The following is a 15,679-nucleotide window of genomic DNA, read 5'->3' on the forward strand; positions in this document are numbered from 1 at the left end:
TTATGAGTGTTCAATCAATGACTCTAAGCGAACGCTTACAGCGCTATGAAAAAAATATCAAGGCCCCAAAACCAGCTGTTGCCGGTATTCTGACGCGTGTCGTTGGTTTAACGCTAGAAGCAAAAGGGCTTAGAGCACCTGTTGGCAGTCAATGTAAAATTGAAACCATTAACGGCTTTGTTGATGCTGAAGTCGTTGGTTTTAATGACCAAACACTTTACTTGATGCCAAATGATCACATCTCTGGCGTACTGCCTGGTGCCCGAGTTATCCCAAAGCTAAATGAAACTGGGTTGCCTGTCGGCATGAGTTTACTTGGCCGTGTAGTGGATGGCCTTGGTCGGCCACTTGATGGCTTAGGTGCCATTAATGCTGAGCATCACTTAAAGTTTGCGCAAAACTCAATTAACCCTCTTGCAAGACGACCAATTAGTCAGCCTATGGATGTAGGTGTACGAGCCATCAACTCCGTTATTACCGTAGGTCAAGGCCAGCGTATGGGTCTGTTTGCAGGCTCTGGTGTCGGTAAATCAGTATTACTGGGTATGATGACTCGCGGCTCTGAAGCAGATGTAATTGTGGTAGGTCTTGTGGGTGAACGTGGTCGTGAGGTAAAAGAGTTCATTGAAGAAATTTTAGGTGTTGAAGGGCGTAAGCGCTCAGTGGTGGTCGCAGCTCCTGCGGATGCTTCACCATTAATGCGTTTAAAAGGCTGTGAAAGTGCAGTGACCATTGCGGAATACTTTCGCGATCAAGGTCTTAACGTATTGTTATTACTTGACTCCGTTACCCGTTATGCCATGGCGCAACGTGAAATTGCCTTAGCAGTTGGCGAGCCTCCTGCGACTAAGGGGTATCCGCCTTCAGTATTTGCTAAACTGCCTGCGCTGGTGGAACGTGCCGGTAATGGTGGTGAAGGGCAAGGTTCAATCACCGCGTTTTTCACTGTGCTTAGTGAAGGGGATGATATGCAAGATCCAATTGCTGACTCTGCTCGTGCTATATTAGATGGCCACATTGTTTTATCTCGAGATTTAGCTGACAGTGGTCATTATCCGGCTATTGATATTGAAAAATCGATTTCTCGTGTTATGCCACAGGTTGTATCTGAAGCACATATGCAACAAGCTCGTGTGCTAAAACAAGTGTATTCAATGTATCAACAGAACAAAGATATGATCACACTAGGTGCGTACCAAAAAGGCACCGACCCTATGCTTGACCAAGCAATTAATATGATGCCACGTGTGAATCAATTCCTTCAGCAAGGCATGAAAGATGTGATCAGTTATGATGATGGTCTACAAGGTCTTGCGCAGTTATTAGGACAAGGTTAATGGCTCAAAGTAAACTTGATTTATTGTTAAAGCTTGAGAGCGATAAAGAAGAATCTTTACGCATGGATTATTTAAAAGCCCAGCAGCACTTACAAAGTAATCAACAAAAACTGCAAGGGCTGAATAACTTTCGCATGGAGTATTCTCAGCAGTTGCATTTGAAAGGTCGCTCTGGTTTGTCTAGTGCTGGGTTTAGTCAATATCATGCCTTTATCGCAAAAATTGAAGAAGCGATACGCCAGCAAGCAAGCACAGTGAATACTGCAAAACAAGTTGTTACGCAGCGCAAAGCATTGTGGTTAAAACAGCAAGTGAAAGCAAAAGCAGTAGCGAAATTAATCGAAAAGCAAGCTGAAAAACAAGCGATGCAAGTAGCTAAAGCGGAGCAAAAAATGCTGGATGAGTTCGCTTCAAATCAGTTTTATCAACGTCAACTTAAAAACGCACTTCTCTAAAATACTATCTTTTTTAGGCATGTTAATTGCATTTACCTAACCAGTAGCATTAATTTTGGCACTTGCGGCGGCAAATTGCCTCTTTAGTTTTAGGTGAATTATGGCGATCAGTGATATCAATTTGCAGGTTAAAACTGAGCAAGGTACTGGTTTTTCAGGCAAAGACTCAGAGTCTAGCGACAAAGCATCGGGCTTAAGTTTTTTAACTTCACTTACAGAAGCAAGTGAAGCGGCAAACGCGCAAGCAAATACCACCCCTCAAACAAAAAGTGATGCAGATACTCATTCTGTTGATGAAACTAAAGCTATCAGTATTTCTGAAGAGCCTAAATCAGATGCCAAATTAGGTGATGAAAACACAACTGCTGATGCTAAAGTTGCAACTGCTACCACGTCTACACAGCAGCAATCTAAAACAAGCCCAGATATTCGTAATGAAGCTGTAACTAAAGAGCCAAGCGATGAACTTGCACTTGTAGAAGATGAAGAAAACTCACTGCTTTCGCAAATTAATGCAGCTCAAGCTATGAGTACACGTGTTAATAAATTGATTGAAAATAATGACTTTAGCCCAGTAGTTGTTGATAAAAAACCAACCCCAATCGATACCATTACACCTGTTATACCTTCACCGATGACAGACGTTGCACAAACCGATGATTCAAAAGCCGACGCGGAAGGCGACAATTCAATAGCAAGCTTATTACATAAGTCTAAAGTTGCGACAGCGGTAGATAGCCAGCTAAAAGCGATTGGCGATTTACCACCAAAAGATAGCGTGACTCCGATTGTTGATGGTCCATTAACAGACAAAGAAAAGCAGGGTGTTTCAGCTGTTAATACACCGGATACAAAGCCTCAAGTAGCTAACTTTGCCAGTTCAACACAAGCAACTGACAACAAAGAAACCACAGTTGATGTAGACGCTCTGTTAAATAGCGCTCAGAAACAGGCTGTGAATTCAGACGCTACAAAAACATCTGAAGGCAAAGAACTTGGGGCAAATGAGACAAGTAAAACTGTTTTAAATAAGGTGGTTGCAGATTTAAATAGCGATGCTCAAGTAGATACAAAAACAGCTGAAGTTAATTCAAAACAAACACAAAGCTACACTGACAAAACGGCAGCAAATTTCAGTGCTGAGCAAAGCATTGCTAAAAACATTGAAGCTGGCACGGCAAAAATGGCAGATAAACCAGCTGACGCAGCTGCCAAAATTGATCAAGCCGTAACAGAAAAACCAGTTTTAGATAAACCAGTAACAGATAAGTCAATCGTTAGCTTGCTGGCCAAAGTACAAAGTGGCGATGGGCAGGCTGTAAGTGAGTTCGCTAAAGGTTTATCGCTAACCTCTGAGCAACAAAAGCAACTTGAGCAACAAATAAATCAACTTAAAGCTGATAATAAGCTCGGTGCTGATGAGGTGGCAACAATCAAGTTGCTATTGACTGATGTGAACAGTAGTAAGCCTACAACGCAAGCTGCACAGAGTCCTGTATCACAACTTGCTGTAGAGCAAGACATTGCTGAAGAAAGCCAGGCAAAACAAGATGCTAAATTAGCTGACAATAAGGCTCTCGATAACAAATTACCTACAGGTGTAGAAAAGCAAATCACGGCGCTGACTAAGGATGAGCAGCAAGCATTGTTAAACAAAGTGAACACTCAGCTGCAAACGTTAACGCCGGGCACTGCTCAGTACGAAAAATTGGCTGCAGCTCAAACTGTGCTGACAGAGGCTATAAATGCCCCTGCAACAGCCAGTACTGCGATGCCAGTAACCGCAGCAACAGTTAATGTTGAAAATAATAAAGCGAAACCAAATAATACCGCGCAAATTACAGCCGATGTGACAAAAGTAGTTGCTAGTGAAGAAGTAACCACAGAGCTTGATACAAAAATTAATACAGAACGTACACAGGAAACTGTTACTGTGCGTGTAGCTCAATTATTTACTCAGCTAACGACTCAAGCAAATGCAACAACACAACCAGGTGCCTATGAGATGGCTCATCAGCAATATGAGCAAGCACTAGACGTACAAACAATGCATACACAAACAACTGCGCAAACTCAGACTCAATCTAAATCGGTGAATGTTGACCCTGGTGTAATGCAAGCGATTAATATCATAAAAAGTGATGCTGCAAAGATGCTTCAAGAGCGAGTTAGCGCGTTACTAAATATTAATAATAAAGAAGCTGAAATTCGCTTAGATCCGCCAGAAATGGGCAGTATGCAAATTCGTATACGTAGCGATGCGGAGCAAGCTCAAATTAATTTTGTTGTTCAAAATCAGCAGGCTAAAGAAGCTTTAGAGCAATCAATGCCACGTTTACGAGAAATGCTTGCACAGCAAGGTATTGAACTTGGTGAAAGTAGTATTCAGCAGGGTAACCCTGAGCAACAACAAGAGCAGTCTGGGCAAGGTCAGCTTGCTGGAAATCAACAAGCTGAAGAGCAGCAGCCAGAAGTAACAGCACAAAGCGCAGAAACTTCTCGACAACAATCTTCATCATCAATAGATTACTATGCATAAGTCCTGCTATTATAAGAAATAAAATAGTTACAGCGCGATAAACAGCTTGCTGTAACTTTGAGGGAAGTGACAATGGCCGAAGAAGCAAATTTAGAAATAGAAGATACGGGTAAAGGCAAAAAGAAGCTGATTATCATCATTGCTGCTGTAGTGTTGATTGCGGGTGCTGCTGCGGGTTACTTTTTATTTATGGGCGATGATGCCCCTGAAGAAAGCCTAGCAGATGAAACCACAGTGACAGAGGCTGCTGCACCATCTAGCTCTGCACAGATTGGTTCGGCTCTGTATGTCGCAATGCCACGCCCATTTGTATTTAATGTACCCGGTGCTAGTCGCGACCGAATTGTACAAATAAAAGTTCAGCTACTTGTTCGCGGTGAAGTGAACGAAGAAACTGCCAAAAAGCATATTCCACTTATCGAAAGTACCTTACTTGGCGTTCTTTCAACAACGACCGCAGATGAATTAGGTACCAGTGAAGGTAAAGAGTCAGTACGTGTTGCTGCACTTGAAAAAGTACAATCAGCATTAAGTGATGTTGAAGGTAGCAAAGTGATAGAGCGGGTATTATTTACCGGCTTTGTGATGCAATAAGGGGTCAGCGTGAGCGATTTATTATCTCAAGACGAAATTGATGCGCTCTTACATGGCGTTGATGAAGTCGAAGAGGAAGATATTCACGAAGGTGATGACTTAGACAGTAATACCTTACAGTATGACTTCTCATCACAAGATCGTATTGTTCGGGGTCGTATGCCGACCTTGGAGATCGTGAATGAACGTTTTGCCCGTCATATGCGAATTAGCCTATTTAACATGATGCGCCGCACCGCTGAGGTGTCGATTAACGGCGTACAAATGATTAAATTTGGCGAATATATTCATACCTTATTCGTGCCAACTAGTTTGAACATGGTACGTTTTCGTCCGTTGAAGGGCACCGGCCTAATTACCATGGAAGCCCGATTAGTATTCATTTTAGTGGATAACTTTTTTGGTGGTGATGGCCGCTATCATGCAAAAATAGAAGGCCGTGAATTTACCCCAACAGAACGCCGTATTGTTCAAATGCTGCTTAAAATCATCTTCGAAGATTATAAAGAAGCATGGGCGCCGGTAATGGATGTGTCTTTTGAGTACCTTGACTCAGAAGTTAACCCAGCGATGGCTAACATCGTAAGTCCAACTGAAGTGGTTGTTATTAGCTCTTTCCATATTGAGCTAGATGGTGGTGGCGGTGATTTCCATATCGCATTACCTTATTCGATGCTTGAGCCAATCCGTGAATTACTCGATGCCGGTGTGCAATCAGACACCGAAGACACTGACTTACGTTGGAGTAAAGCATTACGTGATGAGATCATGGATGTTGAGGTCGATTTATCGACTCAATTGCTTGAAGTTGATCTAACGCTACAACAGATTATGGAGCTTAAAGCTGGCGATATTATCCCTGTTGAAATGCCAGAACATATCACCGTATTTGTAGAAGAATTGCCGACCTTTAGAGCGAAAATGGGCCGCTCTCGTGACAATGTGGCACTACAAATTAGCGAAAAAATTAAACGCCCTGAATCAGTTAAGTCAGAACTACATGTGTTCACAAAAGGTGGCAAAAAACTGGATTCAGATGCAGAATTAGCAGAACTAGAAGAAGATCTACATCTATCTGAAGGTGTAGATTTAGACTGGTAGTCGATTTATAAGGTTAAACATAATGAGTGATGATCAAGATACAATGGACGAATGGGCTGCGGCACTAGCCGAAGCTGAAGAAGCTGAGGGTGGCTCAGGTGATGCTGCTGTAGCGGAGCTTGATGAGTTAAAAGATGAAAGACATGAGCTGTCTGGCGACGAAAAACGTAAACTTGATACCATCTTGGACATTCCAGTTACTATTTCGATGGAAGTGGGTCGTTCAAAAATCAACATTCGTAACTTATTACAGCTTAACCAAGGTTCAGTGGTAGAACTAGACCGAGTCGCTGGTGAGCCACTTGATGTATTGGTTAATGGCACCCTGATTGCGCATGGTGAGGTGGTTGTCGTAAACGATAAGTTCGGTATTCGTTTAACGGACGTTATCAGCCAAGTTGAGCGTATTAAAAAGTTACGATGAATGCTTTAGTCGCTTTAACAAGTGCGTCGAGCACTGCATTTCCTACGGCATCACCGACGGCAGATTTACTGTCTATGGTGATGTCTTTGCTTTTAGTGCTGGTGGTTATTATTGCTTTGGCTTTTTTGGTTAAAAAACTAAATCCAAATCTTGCTAATAGTGATGAATTTAAAGTAGTGCGCAGTTTGCCTTTAGGCTCTCGTGAGCGCTTGATGGTCATTGAAATCGATAACGCTCAGCACTTAATTGGTGTGACCCCGCATAGTATTAACTACCTGCATAAACTAGAAACACCATTACAAGAAAAAGAACTGCCAGAACTTGCCAAAAAATTTGGTAAGTTGCTGAACCCACAATCACCTTCAAATAAAAAGAATTAACGCTATGATCAAGTGGATACTTATTTTAGCAAGTGTGTTGTTTTTGCCGTCGGTTAACGCTGAAGGCATAGAAGCACTGACCATTACCACCAACCCTGATGGCTCTCAAGATTACTCCGTGACGCTACAAGTGTTAGCGATTATGACGGCGCTGAGTTTTATTCCGGCAGCGGTCATTATGATGACTTCATTTACACGGATTATTGTGGTTCTGGCGATATTACGCCAAGCAATAGGCTTACAACAAACACCATCGAATCAAATTTTGTTAGGCATGTCGCTGTTTTTGAGTATTTTTATTATGGCGCCAATTTATCAGCAGGTGAATGAGCGTGCCATTGAGCCGTACTTGAATGAACAAGTTACCTCAGTGCAAGCATTAGAACTTGCCAAAGAGCCAATGAAAGCGTTTATGCTCTCGCAAGTTCGTATAAAAGATTTAGAGACCTTTGCGAAAATAGCGGGTTATGAGCAATTAGATTCGCCAGAAGACACGCCGTTGATTGTATTGATCCCAGCGTTTGTTACCAGCGAATTGCAAACGGCCTTTATCATTGGTTTTATGTTTTTCATTCCCTTTTTGATAGTTGATTTAGTAGTGGCCTCCGTATTAATGGCCATGGGTATGATGATGCTTTCGCCGATGATTGTATCTTTGCCGTTTAAGATTATGCTGTTTGTATTAGTAGATGGTTGGAGCCTTGTGATGGGCACGCTGGCGAAGAGCTTTGGGCTCGGGGTGTAACAATGCAATTCAAGACACATAATTAGGTAGGAGAGACAAAATGGAACCAGAAATTTTTGTCGATATACTCAGTGACGCGCTATTTTTAGTTATAAAGTTAGTGTCTGCAATCGTAGTACCTGGCTTATTAGTCGGTCTTGTAGTGGCTGTTTTCCAAGCGGCAACATCAATCAATGAGCAAACCTTAAGCTTTTTACCTCGTTTGCTAATTACCATAAGCGCACTTATTGTCGGTGGCCATTGGTTCACTCAAGAGCTTATGGACTATTTTACCCGTTTAGTGATGTCTATACCGGAGATAGCAGGCTAAATGGAATTTCCATTTGCGGTCATTATTCAATGGCTCAGCGACTTTTTGCTGCCATTAGTGCGTATTAGCTCAATGATTATGATCATGGCAGGCCTTGGCGCGAGAAACGTACCAACCCGAATCAAGCTAGGTTTAGCGATTGTGGTAACCTTTGTTGCTGTGCCTATGCTGCCCCCTGCGACTTTTAATAACCTATTCTCCTTTGAAATGATTCTCGTGGTCATTCAACAAATGCTTATTGGTGTGGCCATAGGCTTTGCATCAACCTTACTACTCAATACATTTGTCCTTGCAGGGCAAATACTCGCGATGCAAACAGGCCTTGGTTTTGCGTCCGTTGTTGATCCGTCAAATGGCTTAAACGTTCCCGCAGTTGGTCAGTTTTATTTGATTCTGGCTACCTTACTATTTTTTGTTTTCAATGGTCATTTAATGATGATTCAAATGGTCATTCATAGCTTTGAAGTGCTACCAATTGATGGCAATTGGTGGGCGGTTGATCATTACTGGGATATCGTTACTTGGGGCGGCTGGATGTTTACTACAGCCTTGGTGCTTGCTTTAGCACCACTGACAGCCATGCTGGTTATTAACATGTCGTTTGGTGTAATGACTCGTGCGGCACCACAGTTAAATATTTTTTCGATTGGTTTTCCGTTTACCTTAGTAGCTGGTCTTGTAATCATATGGGCGACGTTAGGTAACTTCATGACTCAATTTGAGTTTCAGTGGTTAAAAATGGTTGAGTTAATGTGCAGCCTTGTTGGTTGTACACCTTAGGAGCACGCCATGGCTGAAGATTCTGGTCAAGAAAAAACCGAAGAACCCACCGGGAAGAAAATAGACGACGCCAAGAAAAAAGGCCAGGTTGCCCGTTCTAAAGAGCTAGGCACCATGTTTGTACTTATCTTCTCGGCAGTGTCACTATTACTTTATGGACCTGAAATTGGCAAAGGGCTTTATAATGTGATGGGGCGCTTATTAAGCCTTAATCGTAATGAAACTTACGACACCACTAAAATGTTTTCAGTGTGGGGAATTGTTGCAGATGCGTTGTTATTCCCTATGGCTATGTTTGTGTTGATCATCGTGATAGCCGCTTTTGTTGGAAACACTTTACTGGGGGGCTATAACTTTAGTTGGCAAGCGGCAGCACCAAAGGCTAGTAAGATGTCGCCCGCTAAAGGTATTAAGCGTATGCTTGGCCCTCAAGCAGGAGTAGAGCTAGTTAAGTCTATTTTAAAATTTGTAGTGGTTGCAGGTTTTGCGGTGTTCTTAATTAATACTTTCTTTGATGAAATACTGCATCTAAGCATTGAAAGCGCGCCCGGAAATTTTATCCATGCACTCGAAATCCTCTCTTGGATGTTCTTAGGCTTAACCTGTACTTTAATACTCATTGCTGCAATTGATGCCCCTTATCAGAGTCATAAGCACCATAAACAGTTAAAAATGACTCTACAAGAGGTGAAAGACGAATACAAAAACTCTGAGGGTGATCCGCAAATAAAAGCGCGCATTCGCCGTACTCAGCGTGAAATGTCGCAAAGGCGTATGATGCAAGACGTGCCTGATGCCGATGTGATCGTAACCAACCCGACCCATTATGCTGTAGCACTAAAATACGATACAGCTAAAGCGGGTGCGCCTATTGTTCTTGCCAAAGGCGTGGACGAGCTTGCTATGCAAATTCGTAAAGTAGGCAAGGGTAATGACGTGCCAATTGTTGAATCACCAATGCTTACACGTGCGCTGTATCACACCACCGATGTGGGCAATCAAATACCCGATCAGCTATTCACTGCCGTTGCGCAAGTGCTAGCTTATGTTTTCCAGTTAAAACGCTTCCAAAAAGGGCGCGGTAAACGTCCTGTACCACTCAATAAAAAGCTCCCAATACCCGATGCTTACAAATATTAGTAATACCAATCCGCAATAATACTATAATCATTTTGAGGGATTAAACCTGTCGCTATCTGCGTTAAAAATTTCTGATTTAGAACAACTAAATAACGAAATTTTTGCCTTGCTATCAACGAGGTTTTATTGCCTCAAAATTGCTCACTTTATTAAGCGAATTGGTATAAATTTATAACTTGGAATAGTTATTGCAAATTCCGTGTAGTGTCAATTTTTTGAAATTGTTGAATTATGGAATTTAAAGCGGTATTACAACAACTTAACAGAGATAAAAAAGAGTATGCGAAGGGTATCGGCACGCCGTTAATGGTACTTGCTGCGCTGGGCATGGTGATTTTACCCCTGCCGCCATTTCTTTTAGATATTCTATTTTCGTTTAATATCGCGTTAGCACTGGTGGTGTTACTAGTTACTGTTTACACCATGAAACCACTTGAATTTGGTATGTTCCCTGCGGTTCTACTAATTGCAACCATCATGCGCTTAGCACTGAATGTCGCCAGTACCCGTGTGGTATTGCTAGAAGGTCATAACGGTGGAGATGCAGCCGGTAAAGTTATCGAGGCCTTTGGCTCGGTGGTTATCGGCGGTAACTATGCAGTTGGTTTAGTGGTCTTCTTAATTTTAATCATTATTAACTTTGTGGTTATCACCAAAGGTGCTGGCCGTATTTCTGAAGTATCAGCTCGCTTTACTCTTGATGCAATGCCAGGTAAACAAATGGCGATTGATGCTGACTTAAACGCCGGTTTCATCAGTGCAGAACAAGCCCGAGAACGTCGTGAAGAAGTTACTCGTGAAGCCGATTTCTATGGTTCAATGGATGGTGCAAGTAAGTTCGTAAAAGGCGATGCGATAGCGGGTATCGTTATTCTCGTGATTAATATCGTTGGTGGTTTATTTGTTGGTATGATCCAACATGATTTATCGTTCAGCCGTGCGATGGAAGTGTACACCTTGCTAACCATTGGTGATGGTCTAGTTGCACAGCTTCCTTCACTATTACTGTCAATCGGTACCGCAATCGTTGTTACCCGTCAAAATGAATCGCACAATATGGGCGATCAAGTTAAGACACAGCTAGGTAACGAAAAATCACTTTATATCGCATCAGGTATCTTGATTATCATGGGTATTGTGCCGGGTATGCCGCACATCGCATTTTTAAGCTTAGGTGCATTACTCGGTTACCTTGCTTATTTCACACAGCAACAAAAAGCCAAAGCAGAAGCCGAAAAAGCAGAGCAAGAGGCAAATGGTGGTGCACCAGGTACAGGTGTTGCCAACAAACAAGAACAAAAAGAACTGGGTTGGGATGACGTTCAGCAAGTTGATGTTATTGGTTTAGAAGTGGGTTATCGCTTAATTCCACTTGTTGACCAATCTCAAGGTGGTGAACTGTTAAATCGTATTAAAGGTGTGCGTAAAAAACTGTCTCAGGAACTTGGCTTCTTGGTGCCTCCTGTGCACATTCGCGATAACTTAGAGCTCGACCCTAACGCTTACAGAATTACTATGATGGGTGTTTCAAGCGGTGAGGGTGAGCTTAAGCATGGTGATGAGTTAGCGATTAATCCAGGCCAAGTATTTGGTCCAATCAAAGGAGTTGCCACAAAAGACCCTGCATTTGGATTAGATGCGGTTTGGATCAAACCTGATCAAAAAGATGAAGCACAATCACTTGGCTATACCGTGGTTGATTCTGCAACTGTGGTTGCAACTCATATCAGCCAGTTACTTACTAACAGTGCTGCTTTACTACTTGGTCATGAAGAAGTTCAAAACTTACTAGATATGTTAGCGAAGAGTCATCCACGTCTTGTTGAAGGACTGGTTCCTGACGTATTACCACTTACTACTATCGTAAAAGTGCTACAAAACTTACTCAATGAAGGGGTGGCAATTCGCGATATGCGCTCGATTGTTCAAACCCTTGTTGAGTATGGCCCACGTAGCCAAGACCCAGATGTACTAACGGCTGCAGTGCGAATTTCACTGCGCAGACTAATCGTTCAAGACGCTGTTGGTATGTCTTCTGAGATCCCTGTCATAACCTTGGCGCCTGAGTTGGAACAGATGTTGCATCAGTCACTTCAGAATGCAGGTGACGAAGGTGCCGGAATAGAGCCAAGCCTTGCAGAGCGACTTCAACAATCATTGAATGAAGCGCATCAAAACCAAGAAATGGCCGGTGAACCTTCGATACTGTTAACGTCAGGAATGTTAAGAACTGTGTTATCTCGCTTCGTTAAGTACACCATCCCAGGTTTAAGGGTGATGTCTTACCAAGAGGTACCAGACGAAAGACAGATTAAGATTGTCAGCTCAGTAGGCCAACAATAGGATAGTAAAGGGGTTGAACCATGAAAATTAAACGTTTTTTTGCTAAAGATATGCGCACAGCACTGAAAGAAGTGAAAGATGAACTAGGTGTTGATGCGGTTATTATGTCGAACAAAAAGCTTGCTAACGGCGTTGAAATCGTTGCAGCTGTTGATTACGACAAGGCAGCCCCGAAAGCCGAAGCTAAACCAGCCGTGGCACAATCAGCACCTGCTCCAGAGCATAACTTTGTTAAACCTGAGCCAATGCGTGCTAAACCTGAGCCGCAAGCGAAAGTTGCTGATAGCCTACAAGCGTTACTTGAGCGTCAAGCCCCACGCCCTCGTTCGCCAGAGCTTGCGTCAATGTTTAGTCAATCTGGTATTGATACGAGTGAACACTATCAACCAAAAGAGCCAAGCTTTGAGCAGCAACAGCCTGAATATAAGCAAGCTCCTCGTTATCAACAGCAAGCAGCACCTCGTGTACAAACTCAAGCACATAGCTTAGGTTTTGATGACGACTTAGATTCTGGTTTTGATGATTTAGATTCACCAGCCGAGCACAAAAACTCAGCACCTGCGAATCAATCAGAAATGACGACCATGCGCGAAGAAATGAATGCGATTCGTCAATTACTTGAACACCAAGTATCTGGCCTAATGCAACAAGATATGGCGCGCCGCGATCCGACTCGTGCATGTATGATTGACCGCTTAGCAGGTATGGGCATTGAACGTGATGTTGCTGAGCAAATGGCGTGTTTCATTCCTGACGATGTATCACGTCAACAAGCGTGGCAAGCACTTCTGCAAATGGTTGAAAACCAAATGCATACAACGAATAACGAAATCCTGCGTCAAGGTGGTGTATTCGCATTAGTGGGTCCAACAGGCGTTGGTAAAACAACCACAGTTGCAAAATTAGCTGCACTGGGTGCACAAAAATATGGTGCTGATAAAGTGGCGTTGATCACCACTGATACCTACAGAATTGGTGCCTACGAACAATTGGCTACTTATGGTCGAATTATTGGCTGTGGTGTTAAGCAGGTAAAAGATGCGAATGAATTAGCTGAAGTGTTATACCATTTACGTAATAAGCGTCTAGTATTAATAGACACAGCGGGTATGAGCCAACGTGATTTACGTTTAACTGAGCAGTTAAATACCCTAATGCGTAATCAGCGTGTTGATATTCGTAGTTATTTAGTATTAAGTGCTACAGCACAGATAAATGTGTTGCAAGAAACCGTAAGACACTTTAAAAAGGTTCACCTAAGTGGCTGTATCTTCACTAAATTGGATGAATCTTTAAGTTTAGGTGAGATTATTAGCATAGCGATTCAAAATCGCCTGCCAATAGGGTATCTTACTAACGGTCAGCGCGTTCCTGAGGATATTCGCGTAGCGAATGCTGAAAAACTAGTGAAAAAAGCTGAACAATTGTATTTAAAACGAGCAAAAGCACAACATTCAAGACGTCAAGCAGTAGCGTCGAACACAGTAGGGATGTATGATTAACACAGTATTAGATCAAGCAAGCGGCCTGCGCAAAATGAATCAAAATAATAATAGTGGCGTTAAAGTTATCGCTGTTACTGGCGGTAAAGGTGGAGTGGGTAAAACCAACGTTTCACTCAATACCGCAATCGCATTAGGTCAGCAAGGAAATCGTGTATTAGTATTAGATGCCGATTTAGGTTTGGCAAACTGTGACGTAATGCTTGGCCTTCGTGTTGAACGTAATTTATCTCATGTTTTGTCAGGCGAGTGTGAGCTTGACGAAATTCTTGTTGAAGGCCCTGCGGGCATCAAAATTGTACCAGCGACGTCTGGTTCACAAAGTATGGTTGAATTAACGCCATCTGAGCATGCAGGCCTTATTCGCGCTTTTAGCGAGTTAAACACCGAGTTTGATATATTAATTGTTGATACCGCCGCAGGTATTTCTGACATGGTATTAAGCTTTTCTCGTGCAGCCCAAGACGTTGTTGTGGTTGTATGCGATGAACCTACCTCAATTACTGATGCTTACGCACTTATTAAAGTGCTTAGCCGTGAGCATGGCGTATATAAATTTAAAATTGTTGCCAATATGGTGCGCAGTTTGCGTGAAGGGCAAGAATTATTTGCTAAACTTTCAAAAGTAACGGATCGTTTTTTAGATGTTTCAATGGAGTTGGTAGCAACCATTCCTTATGACGAGAACATGCGTAAATCTACGCGACGTCAAAAGGTGATTGTTGAATTATTCCCGAACTCTCCGGCAGCGGTGGCGTTTAAAACATTAGCAACAAAAGCAGTTAAGTGGCCGATCCCTAATCAACCGTCTGGCCATTTAGAATTTTTTATTGAAAAACTAGTAAACGGCTAACTATGACAACATCGGTGAATAAAGCGATGGGATATCAATCAGCACAGAATTTAAATGCGATTGTCGAAAAACATGCCTCTTTAGTCAAAAAAGTGGCATGCCATCTAATTGCTCGTTTACCTGCCAGTGTGCAACTCGATGATTTAATTCAATCAGGCATGATAGGCCTAATTGAAGCGTCAAAAAACTTTGATGCTAGCAAAGGTGCTAGTTTCGAAACCTTCGCTGGAATTCGTATTCGTGGTGCGATGTTAGACGAAATTCGTAGAGGTGACTGGGCGCCACGCTCTGTTCACCGAAATGCCCGCCTTGTGGCTGAAACCATTTCCGAATTAGAAAGCTCTTTAAATCGTGAGCCCAAAGATACTGAAGTCGCTGAAAAACTTGATATTACGCTAGATGAGTACCATCATATTCTACATGATGTAAATTCGAGTAAAGTATTAGGTATTGAAGATTTAGGTGTAGATGAAGACGTTATCACACCAGTAGGTCAGGATTTAGGACTAGACAAACCGTTTAATAACGTTAAAAATGAGCGGTTTAACCAGTCTCTATTAACGGCTATCCAATCGTTACCAGAAAGAGATGCTCTCGTTTTGTCTTTGTACTACAACGACGAAATGAACTTAAAAGAAATAGGACACATACTCGATGTTAGCGAGTCGCGTGTGAGTCAAATACATGGTCAGGCGATGATTAAGCTCAAAGCAAAAATCAATGACTGGATTAATTAGTAGTAAGTAAATAAAGGTTCAAACCTCACCGGAGGATGTTTTGGATAAAAACATGAAAATTCTTGTTGTTGATGATTTTTCTACAATGAGACGTATCATTAAAAATCTATTAAGGGATTTAGGTTTTACCAATGTGCAGGAAGCTGACGACGGTTCAACAGCATTGCCAATGCTACAAAATCAAGAATTTGATTTTGTTGTAACAGATTGGAACATGCCTGGTATGCAAGGTATTGATTTGTTACGTGCAATTCGTGCTGATGATAGCCTTAAGCATATTCCTGTTTTAATGGTGACAGCTGAAGCGAAAAAAGAACAAATTGTTGCTGCTGCTCAAGCAGGTGTAAATGGCTATATCGTTAAACCATTCACTGCTGCGACACTTAAGACCAAATTGGAAAAAGTGTTTGAACGTCTAGGTTAATCTAAGGGGAGAGGC

General features: G+C 42.3%; 16 protein-coding genes. All 16 read left to right on the forward strand.

From position 1 onward, the window contains the following. Nucleotides 1–2 precede the first annotated feature (2 nt). The 16 genes from fliI to cheY all read left to right on the forward strand — a co-directional run bounded on the left by fliI (nucleotide 3) and on the right by cheY (nucleotide 15,664). Entirely contained in the window at nucleotides 3–1,337 is a 1,335-nt protein-coding gene (gene fliI, locus HUS61_RS08600) for a flagellar protein export ATPase FliI (RefSeq protein WP_062566805.1), read from the forward strand. Further along, nucleotides 1,337–1,792 (forward strand): flagellar export protein FliJ, encoded by a 456-nt coding sequence (gene fliJ / locus HUS61_RS08605; RefSeq protein ID WP_062566806.1) that lies wholly within the window; start codon nucleotides 1,337–1,339, stop codon nucleotides 1,790–1,792. Before fliI ends, fliJ begins: the two co-directional genes overlap by 1 nt. A gap of 100 nt (nucleotides 1,793–1,892) precedes the next feature. Beyond that, nucleotides 1,893–4,331, forward strand: coding sequence for a flagellar hook-length control protein FliK (locus HUS61_RS08610; RefSeq protein WP_175082351.1), 2,439 nt, complete (start codon nucleotides 1,893–1,895; stop codon nucleotides 4,329–4,331). 72 nt (nucleotides 4,332–4,403) lie between these two features. Beyond that, nucleotides 4,404–4,925: a flagellar basal body-associated protein FliL gene (gene fliL / locus HUS61_RS08615; RefSeq protein WP_054562177.1), complete on the forward strand. Its 522-nt coding sequence runs from the start codon at nucleotides 4,404–4,406 to the stop codon at nucleotides 4,923–4,925. Nucleotides 4,926–4,934: 9 nt separating this feature from the next. Then, entirely contained in the window at nucleotides 4,935–6,026 is a 1,092-nt protein-coding gene (gene fliM, locus HUS61_RS08620) for a flagellar motor switch protein FliM (protein WP_054553268.1), read from the forward strand. A 22-nt stretch (nucleotides 6,027–6,048) separates the two neighbouring features. Further along, the gene (gene fliN, locus HUS61_RS08625) at nucleotides 6,049–6,450 is read left to right on the forward strand and encodes a flagellar motor switch protein FliN (protein ID WP_054553267.1); all 402 of its coding nucleotides are present in this window, start codon (nucleotides 6,049–6,051) and stop codon (nucleotides 6,448–6,450) included. Further along, nucleotides 6,447–6,830 carry a flagellar biosynthetic protein FliO gene (fliO, locus tag HUS61_RS08630; RefSeq protein ID WP_054553266.1) on the forward strand — a complete coding sequence of 128 codons (384 nt, stop codon included), beginning with the start codon at nucleotides 6,447–6,449 and terminating at the stop codon, nucleotides 6,828–6,830. Before fliN ends, fliO begins: the two co-directional genes overlap by 4 nt. 4 nt (nucleotides 6,831–6,834) lie before the next feature. Next, on the forward strand, nucleotides 6,835–7,575 hold the full coding sequence (gene fliP / locus HUS61_RS08635; protein ID WP_054553265.1) for a flagellar type III secretion system pore protein FliP: 741 nt from the start codon (nucleotides 6,835–6,837) through the stop codon (nucleotides 7,573–7,575). 40 nt (nucleotides 7,576–7,615) lie between these two features. After that, a complete protein-coding gene (fliQ, locus tag HUS61_RS08640) occupies nucleotides 7,616–7,885 on the forward strand; it encodes a flagellar biosynthesis protein FliQ (protein WP_058586388.1) in 270 nt (89 codons plus the stop codon). After that, nucleotides 7,886–8,665, forward strand: a complete 780-nt coding sequence (gene fliR, locus HUS61_RS08645; protein ID WP_058586387.1) for a flagellar biosynthetic protein FliR — start codon at nucleotides 7,886–7,888, stop codon at nucleotides 8,663–8,665. It abuts the gene before it with no gap. Between the two features lie 9 nt (nucleotides 8,666–8,674). Beyond that, a complete protein-coding gene (flhB, locus tag HUS61_RS08650) occupies nucleotides 8,675–9,805 on the forward strand; it encodes a flagellar biosynthesis protein FlhB (RefSeq protein WP_130166641.1) in 1,131 nt (376 codons plus the stop codon). Nucleotides 9,806–10,036: 231 nt separating this feature from the next. Beyond that, the gene (gene flhA, locus HUS61_RS08655) at nucleotides 10,037–12,148 is read left to right on the forward strand and encodes a flagellar biosynthesis protein FlhA (RefSeq protein WP_054562175.1); all 2,112 of its coding nucleotides are present in this window, start codon (nucleotides 10,037–10,039) and stop codon (nucleotides 12,146–12,148) included. A gap of 20 nt (nucleotides 12,149–12,168) precedes the next feature. After that, nucleotides 12,169–13,650: a flagellar biosynthesis protein FlhF gene (gene flhF, locus HUS61_RS08660; RefSeq protein ID WP_175082352.1), complete on the forward strand. Its 1,482-nt coding sequence runs from the start codon at nucleotides 12,169–12,171 to the stop codon at nucleotides 13,648–13,650. Continuing rightward, nucleotides 13,643–14,503, forward strand: a complete 861-nt coding sequence (locus tag HUS61_RS08665) for a MinD/ParA family protein (RefSeq protein ID WP_054553259.1) — start codon at nucleotides 13,643–13,645, stop codon at nucleotides 14,501–14,503. The genes flhF and HUS61_RS08665 overlap by 8 nt, the downstream gene beginning before the upstream one ends. Before the next feature lie 26 nt (nucleotides 14,504–14,529). Then, nucleotides 14,530–15,240: an RNA polymerase sigma factor FliA gene (locus HUS61_RS08670; protein ID WP_130166705.1), complete on the forward strand. Its 711-nt coding sequence runs from the start codon at nucleotides 14,530–14,532 to the stop codon at nucleotides 15,238–15,240. A gap of 40 nt (nucleotides 15,241–15,280) precedes the next feature. Next, a complete protein-coding gene (gene cheY / locus HUS61_RS08675; RefSeq protein ID WP_016708035.1) occupies nucleotides 15,281–15,664 on the forward strand; it encodes a chemotaxis response regulator CheY in 384 nt (127 codons plus the stop codon). Nucleotides 15,665–15,679 lie beyond the last annotated feature (15 nt).

This window comes from Pseudoalteromonas sp. 0802, assembly GCF_013350085.1.
Classification (GTDB): Bacteria; Pseudomonadota; Gammaproteobacteria; order Enterobacterales; family Alteromonadaceae; genus Pseudoalteromonas.